Source organism: Limosilactobacillus avistercoris (assembly GCF_014836425.1).
In the GTDB taxonomy this organism is placed as follows: Bacteria; Bacillota; Bacilli; order Lactobacillales; family Lactobacillaceae; genus Limosilactobacillus; species Limosilactobacillus agrestimuris.
The window spans coordinates 22,439-38,267 of the sequence record NZ_JACSQW010000013.1; the positions used below are offsets into that span (position 1 = coordinate 22,439).

20 protein-coding genes are annotated in these 15,829 nt (G+C 36.9%); 6 read left to right on the forward strand and 14 right to left on the reverse strand.

Features of this window, described 5'->3' with window-relative positions; translation table 11 throughout:
• Nucleotides 1-4: 4 nt before the first annotated feature.
• Nucleotides 5-1,123, reverse strand: a complete 1,119-nt coding sequence (gene glf, locus H9564_RS05755) for a UDP-galactopyranose mutase (protein WP_191684549.1) — start codon at nucleotides 1,121-1,123, stop codon at nucleotides 5-7.
• Nucleotides 1,124-1,305: 182 nt separating this feature from the next.
• Between glf and H9564_RS05760 the strand changes: the two genes are divergently transcribed.
• A complete protein-coding gene (locus H9564_RS05760) occupies nucleotides 1,306-1,773 on the forward strand; it encodes a hypothetical protein (protein ID WP_191684550.1) in 468 nt (155 codons plus the stop codon).
• A gap of 39 nt (nucleotides 1,774-1,812) precedes the next feature.
• Here H9564_RS05760 and H9564_RS05765 read toward each other — a convergent pair whose 3' ends face one another.
• The 7 genes from H9564_RS05765 to recX form a co-directional block, all read right to left on the reverse strand.
• Nucleotides 1,813-2,829: a sugar transferase gene (locus tag H9564_RS05765; RefSeq protein WP_191684551.1), complete on the reverse strand. Its 1,017-nt coding sequence runs from the start codon at nucleotides 2,827-2,829 to the stop codon at nucleotides 1,813-1,815.
• Between the two features lie 6 nt (nucleotides 2,830-2,835).
• The gene (locus H9564_RS05770) at nucleotides 2,836-3,480 is read right to left on the reverse strand and encodes a YveK family protein (protein ID WP_191684552.1); all 645 of its coding nucleotides are present in this window, start codon (nucleotides 3,478-3,480) and stop codon (nucleotides 2,836-2,838) included.
• Nucleotides 3,473-4,675: a hypothetical protein gene (locus H9564_RS05775; protein WP_191684553.1), complete on the reverse strand. Its 1,203-nt coding sequence runs from the start codon at nucleotides 4,673-4,675 to the stop codon at nucleotides 3,473-3,475. The genes H9564_RS05770 and H9564_RS05775 overlap by 8 nt, the downstream gene beginning before the upstream one ends.
• A 16-nt stretch (nucleotides 4,676-4,691) precedes the next feature.
• Nucleotides 4,692-5,621: a glycosyltransferase family 2 protein gene (locus H9564_RS05780; RefSeq protein ID WP_191684554.1), complete on the reverse strand. Its 930-nt coding sequence runs from the start codon at nucleotides 5,619-5,621 to the stop codon at nucleotides 4,692-4,694.
• Nucleotides 5,622-5,636: 15 nt separating this feature from the next.
• Complete coding sequence (locus H9564_RS05785) at nucleotides 5,637-6,398, reverse strand: DUF4422 domain-containing protein (RefSeq protein ID WP_191684555.1); 762 nt, start codon at nucleotides 6,396-6,398, stop codon at nucleotides 5,637-5,639.
• 10 nt (nucleotides 6,399-6,408) lie between these two features.
• Nucleotides 6,409-7,062, reverse strand: coding sequence for a sugar transferase (locus tag H9564_RS05790; protein ID WP_191684556.1), 654 nt, complete (start codon nucleotides 7,060-7,062; stop codon nucleotides 6,409-6,411).
• An 87-nt stretch (nucleotides 7,063-7,149) separates the two neighbouring features.
• Nucleotides 7,150-7,941 carry a recombination regulator RecX gene (recX, locus tag H9564_RS05795; RefSeq protein WP_191684557.1) on the reverse strand — a complete coding sequence of 264 codons (792 nt, stop codon included), beginning with the start codon at nucleotides 7,939-7,941 and terminating at the stop codon, nucleotides 7,150-7,152.
• Nucleotides 7,942-8,041: 100 nt separating this feature from the next.
• Here recX and H9564_RS05800 point away from each other — a divergent pair, with 100 nt between their 5' ends.
• Nucleotides 8,042-8,254: a hypothetical protein gene (locus tag H9564_RS05800; protein WP_191684558.1), complete on the forward strand. Its 213-nt coding sequence runs from the start codon at nucleotides 8,042-8,044 to the stop codon at nucleotides 8,252-8,254.
• Between the two features lie 25 nt (nucleotides 8,255-8,279).
• Nucleotides 8,280-8,522, forward strand: coding sequence for a DUF2922 domain-containing protein (locus tag H9564_RS05805; protein ID WP_191684559.1), 243 nt, complete (start codon nucleotides 8,280-8,282; stop codon nucleotides 8,520-8,522).
• A 61-nt stretch (nucleotides 8,523-8,583) separates the two neighbouring features.
• Here the strand turns inward: H9564_RS05805 and H9564_RS05810 are convergent, their stop codons facing one another.
• The 5 genes from H9564_RS05810 to map form a co-directional block, all read right to left on the reverse strand.
• Nucleotides 8,584-9,498: a YihY/virulence factor BrkB family protein gene (locus H9564_RS05810; protein WP_191684560.1), complete on the reverse strand. Its 915-nt coding sequence runs from the start codon at nucleotides 9,496-9,498 to the stop codon at nucleotides 8,584-8,586.
• An 83-nt stretch (nucleotides 9,499-9,581) separates the two neighbouring features.
• Nucleotides 9,582-9,938 (reverse strand): type II toxin-antitoxin system PemK/MazF family toxin, encoded by a 357-nt coding sequence (locus H9564_RS05815; RefSeq protein WP_191684561.1) that lies wholly within the window; start codon nucleotides 9,936-9,938, stop codon nucleotides 9,582-9,584.
• Nucleotides 9,922-10,155: an antitoxin of toxin-antitoxin stability system gene (locus H9564_RS05820; protein WP_191684562.1), complete on the reverse strand. Its 234-nt coding sequence runs from the start codon at nucleotides 10,153-10,155 to the stop codon at nucleotides 9,922-9,924. The genes H9564_RS05815 and H9564_RS05820 overlap by 17 nt, the downstream gene beginning before the upstream one ends.
• Nucleotides 10,156-10,338: 183 nt before the next feature.
• Nucleotides 10,339-11,844, reverse strand: a complete 1,506-nt coding sequence (yjeM, locus tag H9564_RS05825) for a glutamate/gamma-aminobutyrate family transporter YjeM (RefSeq protein ID WP_191684563.1) — start codon at nucleotides 11,842-11,844, stop codon at nucleotides 10,339-10,341.
• A 533-nt stretch (nucleotides 11,845-12,377) separates the two neighbouring features.
• Nucleotides 12,378-13,232, reverse strand: coding sequence for a type I methionyl aminopeptidase (gene map / locus H9564_RS05830; protein ID WP_191684564.1), 855 nt, complete (start codon nucleotides 13,230-13,232; stop codon nucleotides 12,378-12,380).
• Between the two features lie 114 nt (nucleotides 13,233-13,346).
• Here map and H9564_RS05835 point away from each other — a divergent pair, with 114 nt between their 5' ends.
• The 3 genes from H9564_RS05835 to H9564_RS05845 all read left to right on the forward strand — a co-directional run bounded on the left by H9564_RS05835 (nucleotide 13,347) and on the right by H9564_RS05845 (nucleotide 14,630).
• Nucleotides 13,347-13,796 (forward strand): flavodoxin, encoded by a 450-nt coding sequence (locus H9564_RS05835; protein ID WP_191684565.1) that lies wholly within the window; start codon nucleotides 13,347-13,349, stop codon nucleotides 13,794-13,796.
• The gene (locus H9564_RS05840; protein ID WP_191684566.1) at nucleotides 13,796-14,233 is read left to right on the forward strand and encodes a GtrA family protein; all 438 of its coding nucleotides are present in this window, start codon (nucleotides 13,796-13,798) and stop codon (nucleotides 14,231-14,233) included. Before H9564_RS05835 ends, H9564_RS05840 begins: the two co-directional genes overlap by 1 nt.
• A gap of 118 nt (nucleotides 14,234-14,351) precedes the next feature.
• The gene (locus H9564_RS05845; RefSeq protein ID WP_191684567.1) at nucleotides 14,352-14,630 is read left to right on the forward strand and encodes a hypothetical protein; all 279 of its coding nucleotides are present in this window, start codon (nucleotides 14,352-14,354) and stop codon (nucleotides 14,628-14,630) included.
• Between the two features lie 45 nt (nucleotides 14,631-14,675).
• Here H9564_RS05845 and wecB read toward each other — a convergent pair whose 3' ends face one another.
• On the reverse strand, nucleotides 14,676-15,803 hold the full coding sequence (gene wecB, locus H9564_RS05850) for a non-hydrolyzing UDP-N-acetylglucosamine 2-epimerase (protein ID WP_191684568.1): 1,128 nt from the start codon (nucleotides 15,801-15,803) through the stop codon (nucleotides 14,676-14,678).
• Nucleotides 15,804-15,829 lie beyond the last annotated feature (26 nt).

The following is a 15,829-nucleotide window of genomic DNA, read 5'->3' on the forward strand; positions in this document are numbered from 1 at the left end:
CTAATTATTTAAACTCCTTATCTACGGCAACTAAGGCTGCATGGAGAACTTGATCCATGTTGTAATAACGATATTGACCTAATCGACCACCAAAGATAACATTCTTTGCTTCCTTATCAGCTAATTGAACATACTTCTTATAAAGCTCATTATTTTGCTGATTATTAATTGGGTAGTATGGTTCATCCCCACGGTGCCAATCTGCTGGATATTCACGAGTAATAATCGTCTTATCCTTATCACCCTTACCAAATTCAAAATGCTTATGTTCAATAATCCGGGTATATGGTGTTTCAGCATCCGTATAATTAATTACTGCATTTCCTTGGTAATTTCCAGTATTCTTTTCCTCAGTTTCAAAGCGAAGACTCCGGTATTGGAGTTCGCCCAACTGATAATTAAAGAATTGATCGATCATTCCAGTGAAAACGATCTTAGGATAATTAGCTAAATAATCATCCTTTTTATCAAAGAAGTCAACTCCAGTTTCAACATCAATCAATTCGTTATCAAGCATTTTTTCTACAATTTGCGTGTAACCACCAATTGGAATTCCTTGATAAAGATCATTGAAGTAGTTGTTATCGTAAGTTAAGCGAACAGGTAAACGTCGAATAATGAAGGCTGGCAATTCTGTTGCTTTCTGTCCCCATTGTTTTTCGGTATATCCCTTAATGAGCTTCTCATAAATATCACGGCCAATGAGAGAAATTGCTTGCTCCTCAAGATTTTGCGGTTCTTTCCCTGCCATTTCCTGCCGTTGTTCATTAATCTTTGCCATTGCTTCATCTGGAGTCCGTACTCCCCACATCTCACTAAATGTATTCATGTTAAATGGCAAGTTATACATTTTACCCTTGTAATTTGCTACCGGGCTATTCGTATAACGATTAAATTCCGCAAATTGGTTAATGTAATTCCAAATTTCTTTATTTGAAGTATGGAAAATGTGAGCACCATATTGGTGAACTTGGATTCCGTCAACTTCCTTAGTATAAATATTCCCGGCAATGTGATCTCGCTTTTCAATTACCTTAACCTTTTTCCCACGTTTAGCTGCTTCGTAAGCAAAGGTAGCACCAAACAAACCGGCACCAACTATAAGGTAGTCATACTTCGTCATAAATACTCATCCTTCCCCAGTATCGTTAATTATTTATTGATGAAAATTTTAGTTAATGTTAAAATCACCTTGTTTGAGTTTATTCACCTAGTAATAAACTTCCTGCAAATGCTATAATTATACTATTAAATACTTATCAAGTATAGTTGATTTAAACCTTTCAATATAGGAGAGATACTTATATGAAAAAATTCAGTCGTTTATTTTTCCCTGGAATGCTAGTTATTCTTTTAACCTTTGGTCTAGCAGGATGTGGTTCACAAAAGAACAATAAAGATTCTGCATCTTCTTCTCACTCAAAAACAGAGAAAGTCGTTAAGAAGAATAAAAAGGCAACAAAGAGTAATAATAACAATAGTGCTTCTACTAACAAAACAAATAAGAACAGCAATACTAATTCTTCTAGTAGTAAGAATAGTGTGGCATCTTCACATTCAAGTTCTTCAGCTGTGAACAACAATAGTAACACTAATAGTCAGAAGCAATTAGGATTAAATGATGTTGCGGTTTGGACTGATCAATATGGAGTTACTCACCATGTTGATAGTGATGGAATGGACCGCCAAACAATTTCTGGTAGTTCACAAACAAAATATCAGGATTGGTCAGGAAGCCTTCCAAGCAATGCTCAAATTGTTCATCAAAATTAATAACAAAAAAACTCTGGATTCTTAATAGTCCAGAGTTTTTTACTGTGTAATTATTTCTATTTTTTCTACAGCTTTTTTTATAAATTCACCTTTTCTAAGACTTTTAGCTATCTTAATAGTATTCATTTTCATTTCTGAATATTGTTCTTCAGTAATATTTTCTAAAATACCATCAAGAGTTTCTAAACTACTTACAGCAACCCCTAATTTATTTTTTAGAATAAAATTAGCTAAAGCTGCCTCTTTCCAAATGATTACCGGTTGTCCACTACTTAAATAGAGAGAAACTTTATGAGGATTATTGTAACGCATGTAGTTACCGAATTTTCCACCGCATGTATCAAGCTCGTCACCATCCCATACTAAGCCAAAATTTTGTGTCAATTTTTTAGGTAATTCATCAGGACTTAATTGCCCTTGGTAGGAAACACCCTCTAAATATTGTTTACTTGGATTAGAACCAAAGATTTCCATTCTACTCTTTTCTAAGTCAATTTTATTAAGGAACTTAGATTTAGCTAAATTTCCAGCAAAACAAATAGTTTTATCATAACCTGAAGCTTGATTAATTTCCTGAGGATTATCATAGTCAAAAATACCCAATTCAACCATTGGAACGGTAACACCATTTTCTTGAAGCCACTGCTTCATCTTAGAATTATGCACAATTAATCCATCAGTTGCATTAAAGAGTGCCCGCTCTCCTTGCCAATATTCAGAATCATTTTGAAAAAGTCGTAGTGATTCAACATCATGAATAATAAAGAAAAGGCGTTTTGACTTTAAACGCATTCTCTTTATCAATTTTTTCATCACATAACTCGAATAAGTCGGATATTGAAAGAAGAGTTCATCAAATTTATCTACACGATTAAACAAGTGCGGAATTGTCCAGTACGCTGACTTTAATTTATCTAGTTTAGATTTATTGTTTAATTGCTGATGAATTATTTCAAAACCATTTTGAGATAAAAAATAATCTACATCTCTTTTAGCTTTTGGCCCCGCATCATTGCCATCCCCATAATCAGCAACCGTAAAAACTATTTTTTTCATTTCAACCTACTCTTTATGCCCAAAATTTTTAACAGTAAAAATTATAAATTCAATAATTAACCCTAATAGGGCTCCTAAAGCAAAACCAACAATAACATGTTTTTTCGTACTAGGAGTGGTCCTACTATCAGTGTTATTAACGGTTGCTTTCTGTAAAAGAGTAACTTTACCAGATCCTGGTTGTAAACGTGGCAATTCCTCTTTCATTGCTTTAGCAGCTGCGTTAACAATCTTTACAGACGCTTCTCTAGTTGATGTTTTGGCTTTTAACTCCATTACTAATGATTGCTGAGAAACTTTAGCTTCAAGTGCTTCCTTAATATCATCAGTTGAATATTTTTTCTTCATTGACTTTGATAAATTTTTTCGTGCAGCTTGAGCAATAGTACCATTTTCAGCAATATCTTTATAAGTCGGCATCATATTATTATCTTCCCCAACTACCGATATATTAGTTCCGTTAGGCATTGATCGTAATTCATGAGGAACATTATGAGCAATTACAATTTGGCGACTAGCAGTGTAGATAGTTGATTTTTTTCTTTTAGCATCTACTCCCATTACACAGGCTCCAAAGACAGCAAAAATAAGAATAATTATAACTGGCTTACCATATCGTTTTACTAAAGTATTAAAAGTGACGTTATTCATTTTTATCCTCCGATATTAACTTTTTTGAGAAATAACAGTTTGCAAAAAATGCAATTAGAAATGGATTATATCCAAAGTCTAACAAGCGTTGCTCTACTATCGCACTAATAGTAACTACAACTATAATACTTGCTAAGGCAAAATCAGCTTTTTGAATTGAATGATAGGATATCAAAGTTATAAGAAGAACAATTACCAGAGTAACAATTATTCCGTAAATAACAAATAGCCGTATAAATGCTGAATCAACATAGAAATAATTAGCACCTTCAGCAGCTGCATTTTTTATTCCACCAACAGCACCAAGTCCATTTTCATGAATATGCTGTCCCAACAAGGAAAATCCATATTTATTTATAGCTTCATGACTATAATATAAGCGACCAGATAATAAACTATTCATTCTTTCAAACAAATGTTGGCTTGGGGTATATAAGTATGAAAGAAAAACAGTAATATAAGCCGCTAATACTGGAAATGTCCAGTAAAAAATTGCAATTGTCCTCGAAACCATAAATCCTTTTTTTGCTCGTTGACCAATCATCATTATTGGAATAACTAAAATCAATGCATATGCATTTAATCGAGCATCACAAAATTTAATAAGAAAAATTGCTAGCAAAACAAATACTATGTAGCTTTTCCATGAGAGCTGCTTAAAGTAAAGATAGCAATACGCTAACACTAAATACAATACATGAGCGGCAAAATCAGTCGGATAAATAATTCCGAATGCTCTCCTTATAGTATCAATGTCCCGATGAAAAATTAGATTTTTTGTTAAACCAATTAAGGAAGTAAAAAAGATAAAGGAAAGGAGAATTGTTCCTAATACGAGGTATAAATAAATAATCTTCTTAAATTCTACATTTCTCGCCCCAAGAACAAAGATTCCCATCGGAAAAAGAATAAATTCACCTGATGTTCGCCAAGTAATAAACAAAAGACTAAAAACTAAAAGGTTTATAATTACCTTCTTTGTGGTATTTGAATCAAAAAAGATAATCTTAAACAAAACAATCGCTAATGGTAAAAAAGCAATCTGATGTAAAAGATTACCTGGAAAATAAGCAGTATACGTCGAAGTTTGAAGGAAAGCAATTACAAAATAAAATGCAAATGCTATTTCATAAAGTACCTGACCATTCAATTCAAGATTAATCAACCGTTGATATTTGGATGATAAATATTGCACCTTTCCTTATTCCTCCCTACTTTTTCTCTTTCACGATATAGATTGGTCGTTGTTTTGTTTGCATATAGATCTTTCCAATATACCTACCAACAATTCCAAGGCAGAATAGCTGTACACCACCAATAAATAACATAATACATACAAGGGACGCCCAGCCAAATGCACTGCCATCTGGCGAAACAAGATGGCGAATTATTACAATGATAATACCAATTACAGCAATAAAAGCTGATACACCACCAATCCAAGTAGCAATTGACAGTGGTGCCTCGGAGAAATCGGTTATACCATCAACTGCATACTTAAACAATTTCCATGTTGACCAGTCAGTAGTTCCAGCAACTCGCTGAACATTCTTATAAGGAAGGTACTTAGTTTTAAAGCCAACCCAGTTAAAAATCCCCTTTGAGAAACGGTTATATTCTTTTAAAGATAAGACGGCATTAACCATTTGGCGAGTCATCATTCGATAATCACGAGCACCATTAACAATCTTAGTATCGGAAATCTTGTTAATAACATCGTAGAATTTATCACTAAGGAATGATTTAACTTTCGCTTCACCAGTACGATCTGTCCGTCGCATACCAACACAATCATATTCTCCTGTAGAGATATACTTATACATTATTGGTAAATATTCAGGAGGATCTTGTAAATCGACATCCATTACAACAACATAATCCCCTGTTGTTGCTTCTAGTCCAGCATATAATCCTGCTTCTTTTCCAAAATTTCTAGAAAAAGAAACATAATGAACCTTATCTGGAGCTTGCTCATGTAATTTTCGCAATTCTTCCAGAGTCCCATCAGATGAACCATCATTAACAAACCAGTATTCAACCTCTACTGGCATTTTATTCATAATTTTTTCTACAGCTGGATAAAATAATGGAATAGATTCTTCTTCGTTATAACAAGGTACAACGATTGATAATTTAGGCAATTAAACCTGCCTCCTTTAAGCGTGACCCGTAATCTTACGTAAAATAAACTTTCCACCCTTTTTAAACCAGTTAGTATGTTCCATAAAGACATACTTAACTTCAACGGTAGAGAATTCAGGATGAACCTCTAGCCAAGTATCAAGAAGAAGTTCACTTAGGAAGCCGTAGACCCGCTGTTCGTACGCTGAGTAAGATGATATATCCACCCGAGATTCAACATCAGCAAGAACATCAAACATCCATGTACAATACTCATCCAGCGGTTTGCGTTTCATAATAAACATATTAAACATGTGAGCCCATGTTCGCTTCATGACCTTTTCAAATGCAGGTACGTACTCAGGATAATTTTGGTGGATCACCTGACGCATTACCTCAAATGGTTCATGCTCATGAGCGTGGAGGTAGTGAGATTCATTTGTCTCGATATAGTAACGTCGTTTAGGTGGCAAGATAATATCATGATCCTTAAGCAAGTCAGCCACTTGTTCACTTGACAATACCTCATCCAGTGATTTTTGGTGGTTAAGACTTAGGTAACGACGATAGTGAACTAAGCCCATTGCATCAACGTCTAAGTTCTTCCATCCCCAGTAAATCGCTGTTAATTCATTATAGTAAGGGTTCTTCGCTGAAATATTGTCTCCCGTATTATCACCCTGGAAAGTATGGTTAACATCAGGATGAATCTCTTTACCAACAAAGACTGGTAAATACAATGGGTCTTTGGGCATTGCATAATTCTTATGAGCAGCAACTAATACTTTTGTCTTCACGATTTTCTCCTTAATAAGCTGCATTTGGCTTAATCATGACTTTAACAGTCTCAAACATAATCTTTAAATCAAGCCAAACAGAGCGTTCATTAATATAAGTTAAATCAAGTTCAACCATCTGGTCAAAACTCAAGGCATTTCGACCACCAACTTGCCACATCCCAGTAGCACCCGGTTTAACCATTAGGCGCTGGCGATCATAATCAGTATATTCTTTCACTTCATATGGTAGAGGTGGGCGCGGACCAACAATACTCATTGAACCACCAACCACATTTAAGAGTTGTGGAAGTTCATCCAAACTATACTTCCGGATAAACTTCCCTACCTTCGTAATCCGTGGATCATCCTTCATCTTGAACATTGCACCCTTAATTTCATTCTGGGCCCGAAGCTTTTCCAAAAGTTCATCCGCATTAGTCACCATTGAGCGAAACTTAAACATCCGAAATGGCTTTCCATGTTCGCCAATCCGCGTTTGAGTATAAAAAACGGGACCTTTCGGATCATTTATTTTAATTGCAATCGCGATGATTAAGAAAACTGGACTAAGGATCACCACCGCCACTGAAGATGCCACAACATCAAAGAGCCGTTTGGTAAATCGGTAACCATACTGATGGTGTAGTTTTCTTTCATCAATATGTAGTTTCTTTTCTGTCATTATACTTTCTCTTTTAATTTTTTTATTTGTAACTTTTCTACGTATCTTACACATTTTACCAGTATTTTACCAGTCTGAAAAGGCTTCTCACAATTCATGGTTGTCTAACCACTCTTGAACTGCGTCTAAATCAAAGCCCTTTCGGTACATTGCCTGTTTAAACTTTATCTCTCGTTCACGGCCATCGTACCGCCGATAACGACGCCAAAGTTTCTCAGCTTGGCGTTCCAGTAATTCCTCTTGTTGTTCAAAATCTTCTTGCGGTTCTACTTGCTCTTTAATTTGATCATAAATTGAACTTGGATACCCTTTGGTTATTAATCCCTGGCGAACCTTTTGCTCCTGACGACGGGTCGGTTGCGAACGATAACGGCGAAACAGTTTTTTCGCTAGTTTGGTTGCATTTTCAAGTTGGCGTTCAGGAGTAAATTGGGCTAGTGCATCATCAATATCATTTTCCCCAATCTTTTTTATTCGGAGCCTTTGTCTAATATTTTCCGGTCCCTTGAGGTCGGTATTCATTTCCGTCCGCACATAACTAGCAGCGTACTCATGATCATCAAGTAATTTCTGATCACGGAGTTTTTGTAAAACTGGATCAATAAATTCTTCAGGTGTTTCGAGCTCCCGAAGTTTCTTGATAACATCACTTTCCGTCCGTAACTGATGGGACAAGTAATCGAGCATTCGAGAATAAGCACGAGCAATCTGGTTGGCGGTCGTAATCTGGGCTTCGAGTTCCTTATCAATCTCCATTCCCTTCATCAACCGAAATTGAATTAGGACACTCTCTGCTACAGGAAAGGTATACTTACCATCAAGATAAACGTTATACCTTCCTTGACGCTTCTGTGCCTCAATCTTAGTGATTTTTGCCATTTTCAAAATCCCTTCTTTACAAATACATTTCTCGTTCGTTGTTATAGGTGTAAGAAGTGGCCGCTACTTATTAAAAATTAAACCTAAAGGAGAATTCATTATGAGCATGACTCGGAAGTTCAAAGCCGCTAAAATTCAGTTAACGTTGGTTGGAGAAAAGCACCCTAAAGGAGTAAAGCACATCCTTAACAACGTTACCGAAACCGTTAGTGAAGAACAATTTACCCTTCTCAGCTCAGCTATGGAAGCCTTAACCGGAGAAAAGCTAACTAATGCGGACGTGATTGGAACTCAATCAATCGTAATGGACTAATAGTTTAGAAAGGAAGTTTTAATTTATGAAAACTCTCAATTTAATGTTTAAGGGTAGTCTTGGCAAGAAGCATTTACTAAAGTTGAGCTATGCTAATGACCAATTAAACGCTGAAACCGTTCGTCAAGCAATGAACCAGCTTTCAAACACCCACCTGTTCTTTAAGAACGATGAAGATATTTACGCAACCCCAGTTTCTGCAAAGTATGTTGATACAATCCCAACTGTCCTTTTCAATGACGAAAAGGAGGCTCCTGTCGCTGAATAACTAATCATTCCATCTTAATAATCCTTAACGAGGCCGGAAAATAAATATTTTCCGATCTCTTTTATTTTTTAACAATTCGTTTTCGAGCATCATCATGCTCAGTTTTAATGAGCTGCCAGAAATGCTCTTTTTCAACTAATTCGCCATCATGAGCTTCTTGAAATGCCGCATTAATTGCCGCCCCCATCATGATGAGGTAACCAGAAAAGTCAAGCCAAACCATCATTGCAATAAAAGCACCAATCGTCTTATAACCAATTACACCATGACTAAACAGGATAGTATATAAGCCAAATAATTTAGAGAGCCATAGCCAAAAGATTGAAACCAGAAACGCCCCAACCGCAGCAAAACGTAACCTAACCTTAGCATTAGGAACAAAATAATAGAGCATCGTCAGAGCAATGAAAATGACCGCAAAAGTGATCGGCCACTTCAAACTACTAAACAGGTAGATGTAACGACGGTTAAAGTGGAGGAATGGTTGAAGCCATTTGAGGAATTGTTCACCGACCCCATACAGGAAAACAATCACAAAGATAATGATCACAACAACAATCATCCAAATAAACGAGATTACCCGATTACTGATTGGATTTTGGTTTTCCGCAATTCCATAGGCATGATTAACACTTCTTTGAAAAGCAGCGATCCCTTGACTCGTCGACCAAAGTGCAATCAAGGCCCCAGTAGTCAAGACCCCACCACTTCCTTGCTGAAGGAAATCCAGAACTAATGGCCGAATAAAACTATACACTGTTGCTGGAACCAATGTCTGAAGGTAAGTCAATACAGTATTCGCGTCAATCCCAATCATTGGTAGTAAGTTTCCAATTACCAATAAAGCCGGAAAGATTGAAAGTAATGTATAGTACGCGAGTGTCGCTGCCGAGCTTGAGAGTTGGGCTAAGGTAAAATGCTTAACCAACATTGCAATTAGATTCTTTAATTTTACCTTATTTTCCTTCCTAATCATTAGCCAACTCCTCATAGTAATACCCGTTCATTATACATTATTTTGAATTGCGTGAAAAAAGAAAGTCAGCAGTAAGAGCTTACCTAGCTGTTTAAAATTTCTTCATGAATCATTAATGCACGAGCCCAATCTTGAGGACTGGCAACTTCTCCACTAAATTCAGCTTTTCGTTTATGGATACTAAATGTAAAAATTTGGAGCGGGTTAATAAAACCTTCTACTTGTTTTGTATGTAATGGAATAAAGAAATCTCTTAAGCAATTATTATAAGCATGTGTAATCGGCATCACCATTACTAAGCCAGTAACTCTACTATAATTAGATGAACTCATCACAATCGCTGGATGCCTTCCGCAAATTTCTTCACCAACGGATAGTTCAAAATTAATCCAAATTATATCTTGCTTTTGGGGAATATAGTTATTATTGTGGTAGCTCATCTTCTTTTACCCCACCATTAACAAATCTTGTATCATCACCATCATAAAGATGATTCTCTACAAATTTGCTATCCTTAAACGGATTTTTTCGTTTAGGCATGTATACAATTGCACCATTCCGATCCTGATATACCTCATATTCGCTACTACGGTTTTTAATTGATTTTGGAACAGTAAGGACATCCGACGTACCAACTCGTCTCATTTTAATTGTCATTGTTTTCCCCTCCTTGAATATATATTTTATATACGTAATAACACTTCCTACAATTAATTTTGAAGGGGGATAAATAATCCTCCATAAATTTAAAACGGAAAAAAGCGGAAAAGTTTCGAAGCAACTCGAATTTTTCCGCTTTTTATAATTTTAATATTGAGATTTCTAAGAAACCAGTTCTTCTTAATCCTTGATATGGTGCTTCTTTGAAGAAACATTGTAGAAGATCCAAGCAACAAGGGCAAAGAAGACTGGACCAGCAATTGTCCAGAATGCTGTTTGCCAATCCTTATCAAGCATTGGTTGGATGAACGTAAACAGGATCCCGACAATTAGGATAATTTCAACAAACCATACCAAGACATCTGTCCAGAAACGATTCTTAAAGACTTCAAATGGCCGTTCGATATCCTTCTTCCGCTTAAAGAATGGGAAGGCACCAACCAAGAAGAGGTATGGGAAACAAGTAGAAACGTTAGCCATATCAGTCAAGATGGTGTAGAACTGTTGAGCTGCAGAACCACCGAAGGCAACTAAGAAGATAATGATGGAAACAACAGTAACCTGTAACCACATTGCATTAGCAGGCATCCCCGCCTTGTTCAACTTAGTCAACTTCTTTGGCCATAATTCAGGGTTAGAACCAAGAATAAAGGCCTTAATTGGTGAGTACATCAAAACAAATAGTGCACCTAAGAATCCAAGTGCCTGAGCAAAAGCAACGATCCGGGTCATGACAGCACCCCAAACAACAGCAGTTGCGTGAGGAAGGCCAAATGCTAGGCCTAACTTAACCCCTAAAATATTGAAGAGAACGTAAGTAGCATTCCCAAGGTTAGTAGTGCTCTTAGCAAAATCATGGTTATAGTTGGCAAACCAGCCAGCCATCAAAATCATCAAAACATAGGCGCCAATAGTAAAAATTGATGCAATAATCAAACCACGAGGAAAAGTCTTTTCAGGGTTCTTCATACTATCGGTAACTGATCCAAGTGACTCCATCCCACCATAAGCAAAGATAGCGTAAACAACGAATGAAATAATTGCAATTGGTGTTTGGAATTGTGGGTTTGGTGATAATACAAAATCCTTAGCGCTGTGAATTGGTTGGGCTAAGGCACCCTTATTTGCAATCAAAACGATAAATGCTGCAATAACATAGATAATGTTAACAATAACAGTAAAGATCCCACCAAGAGACCCAACCTTGGCAATTGCAGTCATCCCACGAGAACTAAAGTATGTACATGCAATCATCAAGATAATTCCGAGAACCCCAATGACTTCAGTTGAATTCAATCCCATGAAATGCCATTGTTGAGTGGTATCCTTACCAAAGATCAAAGCTGAAAAAGTAATCCAAATCCGAGAAGCGGTGGAAACCATCCAGACAATCCATGATGCTAGCCAAACGAAAGTTCCGATAAATGCTAATTTTTCACCAATTGATCCAGCAAGCCAAGAATAAATACCACCCTTAGCATCCTTAAAGGCTGAACCATATTCGGCCATCATTAAGCCACACGGGAAGAAGAAACAAATCCCCGCTAAGGCATACCAGATAATACTCCCATAGCTCATTTGTAAGTACGCGTTTGAAACATTACCAAAACCAAAGATGGCGGTAATAATCATCGTGACCAAGCCAAAGGTAGTAATCATTTTTTTATTACTACTCTGCTCATCCAAAATAAAAACCTCCAAAATATAGGAAAAGATTCTTAAATAAAAATAAGAATTTATTTAATATTTTAAGTATATCCCTATTTGATAAAAATAAAAGACCTTTTGCAAAAATTCTTATTATTTTCTAATATTATTTATGCAATATTTAATAATTATTCACGCATAAAATTCACAATTGAAGTAAATATACTCTACTATACGTATATTTATAAATTTGACCTCAGGAATTTATGAGTCATTTCTTTGAACAGAGTCTACTAAATACTTATTTTTTCTTTCTCATAATCAATAAAAAGGCAGACCACTAAATTTTCTTTAGTGAATCTGCCCTTTTGCATATTAATATATGAAGACCACTTATTTAACTTTGGTGGTTACTTAATTTTATTATGGCCTGAGTCAACAAACTAGGCAATAAAGTCGAAACGTGTTCGCCCTAACCTTCCTCAAGCTAACGACCTCTATCTCTGACGACAAGTCGTCATTCAGTGGAGAAATCGTTAGCCACCGGAAGGTTTTAATAGGCTCACACTCTTTTACTCATAATGTCCAGCTATATCCTTAGCGATCTTGCTGTAGTGATCAAGGTACTTAGCATAGTTGTCATCATAAATGTACTTAGCATCAGCTTCGGGATCTTGAGAGGTTAAAATCTTAGGACCCTTATCCGTAACGACAAGTGTATGTTCATATTGACAAGACCAACCACCATCGGCAGTCTTAGCTAGCCAACCACTTGGGTCACTAGTATCAGCTTCCCAAGTACCGGTGTTAATCATTGGTTCAACAGTGATTGTCATACCGTTCTTCAGACGAAGACCTTGGCCGTGTTCACCATAATGAGGAACCATTGGATCTTCGTGCATCGTTGGTTGAATTCCGTGACCAACAAATTCCCGAACATCCCCATAACTGTTCTCATCTTCGGTATAGTGTTGAATAACAGCACCAATATCACCGATCCGGTGACCAGCAACACATTGATCGATTCCCATAAATAATGACTTCTTGGTAACATCCATCAACTTTTGAATTTCAGGCTTAACATTACCAATCCCATAACTCCAGCAGGAATCACTAAAGAAGCCATCAACACTGACAACTGTATCAATCTTAGCTAAATCCCCGTCCTTAAAAATTAATTTCTTCCGTGGGAAACCGTGACAAATCTCATCATTGAGGCTGACGCAGGTTGCATACTTATAACCCTCAAAGCCAATTTGTTCAGCTTTAGCACCGGCAGCTTTAAAGTACTTCCGAGCGAAGTCTTCAACTTCCCAACTTGAGATCCCGGGCTTAATAAATTGCCGGATTCCGATGTGCATAGCAGCAAGTGCGGCACCGGCCTTTTCCATCGCTTCAATTTCGCGTGGTGATTTTAATGTAATCATTAAATTGTCCCCTTCATTAATTTTATACGTAAACTAGTATAACACTTGTCACCAAAGAAGTTGTAAACCATGCTATACTATGAAGCGTAATTTATTTTAAACGGGGGAATAAAAATGCCTAAAGCACTTGTTGTCTACGCTACTATTACCGGTAACAACGAAGACGTTGCCGACATTATTACTGAATCATTTGAAGATCAAGGTGTTGAAGTCGACGAAACTGAAATCACAATGGCAGACGTTGAAGATTTTAAGGACGTCGATATTTGTGTTGTTTGTCCTTATACCTATGATGAGGGTGCCCTTCCAGATGAAGGACTAGACTTCTATGATGACCTTCAAGAGGCTGACTTATCTGGCAAAGTTTATGGGGTCGCTGGCTCAGGTGATACATACTACGCTGATGACTATTGTAAGGCTGTTGACCTTTTTGGCGATGCTTTTGAAAAGGCTCATGCTACAAAGGGTGCCGATAATGTCCACATTAACTTATCACCTGACGAAGATGATATTAAAACTCTCGATGAATTTGTCGCAAAGCTAATTAAAAAGGCAGCTAAATAATGATTAAACAACTCTGGAGTAAGTATAAGTCAATTATCGCCTACCTGTTCTGGGGCGTTGTTACCACTGTTATTAACTTAGCTGTCTTCCAAATTTTAAGTCCTGGCCTTCACTGGAACGTCGAAGTGGCCACAGTACTTGCTTGGTTTGCTTCAGTTTTAGTGGCCTACTTTACTAATAAAGTCTGGGTTTTCGGCTCACATTACACGACGGTTAGTGATTTTGTGGTGGAAATTCTCCGCTTCTTCTTCTATCGTGGATTAACCTTAGTGATTGATATGGTAATCACCTATGTCGGGATCCAAGTCTTAAAGTTTGATACACCATTTCAACAATTCATTGTTAAGTTTATTGATAATGTTATTGTCGTAATTGCAAATTATATCTTCTCAAAATGGCTAATCTTCAAGGATAACCGTGGAATTGAAGACAAATAAATATTAGCAGTCTTGATCAGTGATTGATGAAGGCTGTTATTTTTTCTTGGTCGCTTTTCATAATGCCAAAGCAACTAAATTTCATGATAATATGGGGTTGGAAGGATTTCTCAAATTAATGAAAAAACAAATTGATCCAAGTGATCAGCTTGTTATGCAAATTCAATCAGAAATGAAACGAATCCGTGAAGATCCACTAAGGAGGCATGGCTTTATGAAGTATGAACTCGATTTGATGGATGCACGAAGAGAAGGTCGTCTAGAAGGAAAAGAAGAAGGAGCGATCGAAGCATTAGTTCAGTTAGGATTTGAAACTGAACAAATTGCTACTAAACTTACCAAAATGTATAACATAAGTCATGATGAAGCTTTAAAATTAATCCAAAAAGTTAAATAAAACCAAATAGAGCTCCAAAGCTCGGTAAGGCCGAACTCTGGGGCTCTATTTATTACTTAAATACTCTTCGATAATATCCAAAATCCGTTCACTGGCATGACCATCCCCAAACGGGTTCTCGGCCTGATCCATTTTCTTATAGGCTTTATGGTCATTAAGCAGACTAAAGACAGCCTGTTGGATACTTGTTGGATCCGTACCAACAATTTTAACAGCACCTACATCGACTGCTTCTTGACGTTCAGTCTTTTCTCGCAATAGCAAGACAGGCTTATGAATTGCCGGTGCCTCTTCTTGGATGCTACCTGAATCAGTTACAATAAAATCACACCGGGCAGCAATGTTTAAGAAATCACCATGGTTTAGTGGCTTAATTAGGTGAATTCGTTCCTTACTTCCCAAGACCTCATCTGCCAGGCTCATTACTTCACTATTCGGATAAACCGGATAAATTAGTTCAACATCCCTATTGGTTTCAACAATATCCTTCATCGTATGAAAGACCCGTTCCATGGGAGCACCAATACTCTCCGGACGTTGCATTGTCAAAATAATAATCCGATGATCACCCGGGATCTTTCCCAGAATTTCACTATGAAAATCTGTGCTTAACCGTTCTTTAACTGAATCAATTACTGGATTACCGGTAACATAAATTTGTTGTGCCGGATGATGTTCACTTAAAAGGTTATCCCGAGCACGTGTGGTTGGAGCAAAGTAAAGATCAGCTAGATTGTCGGTTATCCGTCGGTGAATCTCATCCGGAAATGGCAGGTACTTATCATAAGTCCGTAACCCCGCTTCAACATGCCCCAAAGGAAAGTGGTTATAAAAACTAACTAGGCTTGCTGCTAAACTAGTTACGCCATCCCCAACCACCAGAAACATGTCTGGCTGTCCGGCATTAATGACGTTATTTAAGTTATGAATTAACTGACTCAATTGCTCAGCATAATTAGTGTTTTTAAGCCCAGACAGATCTAAGTCAAAATCTGGCGTTAATTTTAAATAATCCATTGTTTGCTGAAGGAGTGGCCGCTGTTGTTGTGCGGCAATCACAATTGATGGCTTCCAAGTATTTGGATCCTGCTTCATCTGCTCGATGATTGGTGCAAGCTTTATTGCTTCAGCTCGGGTTCCAAATAAAAACATAATTTTAAATGGCTTTTGCACAGTGACAACTCCTTTTTTTAAATACT

Coding starts and splice junctions, on each gene's coding strand:
- glf (WP_191684549.1), bottom strand. CDS start 1,123: ATGACGAAGTATGACTACCTTATAGTTGGTGCCGGTTTGTTTGGTGCT.
- H9564_RS05760 (WP_191684550.1), top strand. CDS start 1,306: ATGAAAAAATTCAGTCGTTTATTTTTCCCTGGAATGCTAGTTATTCTT.
- H9564_RS05765 (WP_191684551.1), bottom strand. CDS start 2,829: ATGAAAAAAATAGTTTTTACGGTTGCTGATTATGGGGATGGCAATGAT.
- H9564_RS05770 (WP_191684552.1), bottom strand. CDS start 3,480: ATGAATAACGTCACTTTTAATACTTTAGTAAAACGATATGGTAAGCCA.
- H9564_RS05790 (WP_191684556.1), bottom strand. CDS start 7,062: ATGACAGAAAAGAAACTACATATTGATGAAAGAAAACTACACCATCAG.
- recX (WP_191684557.1), bottom strand. CDS start 7,941: ATGGCAAAAATCACTAAGATTGAGGCACAGAAGCGTCAAGGAAGGTAT.
- H9564_RS05800 (WP_191684558.1), top strand. CDS start 8,042: ATGAGCATGACTCGGAAGTTCAAAGCCGCTAAAATTCAGTTAACGTTG.
- H9564_RS05805 (WP_191684559.1), top strand. CDS start 8,280: ATGAAAACTCTCAATTTAATGTTTAAGGGTAGTCTTGGCAAGAAGCAT.
- H9564_RS05810 (WP_191684560.1), bottom strand. CDS start 9,498: ATGATTAGGAAGGAAAATAAGGTAAAATTAAAGAATCTAATTGCAATG.
- H9564_RS05815 (WP_191684561.1), bottom strand. CDS start 9,938: ATGAGCTACCACAATAATAACTATATTCCCCAAAAGCAAGATATAATT.
- H9564_RS05820 (WP_191684562.1), bottom strand. CDS start 10,155: ATGACAATTAAAATGAGACGAGTTGGTACGTCGGATGTCCTTACTGTT.
- map (WP_191684564.1), bottom strand. CDS start 13,232: ATGATTACATTAAAATCACCACGCGAAATTGAAGCGATGGAAAAGGCC.
- H9564_RS05835 (WP_191684565.1), top strand. CDS start 13,347: ATGCCTAAAGCACTTGTTGTCTACGCTACTATTACCGGTAACAACGAA.
- H9564_RS05840 (WP_191684566.1), top strand. CDS start 13,796: ATGATTAAACAACTCTGGAGTAAGTATAAGTCAATTATCGCCTACCTG.
- H9564_RS05845 (WP_191684567.1), top strand. CDS start 14,352: ATGAAAAAACAAATTGATCCAAGTGATCAGCTTGTTATGCAAATTCAA.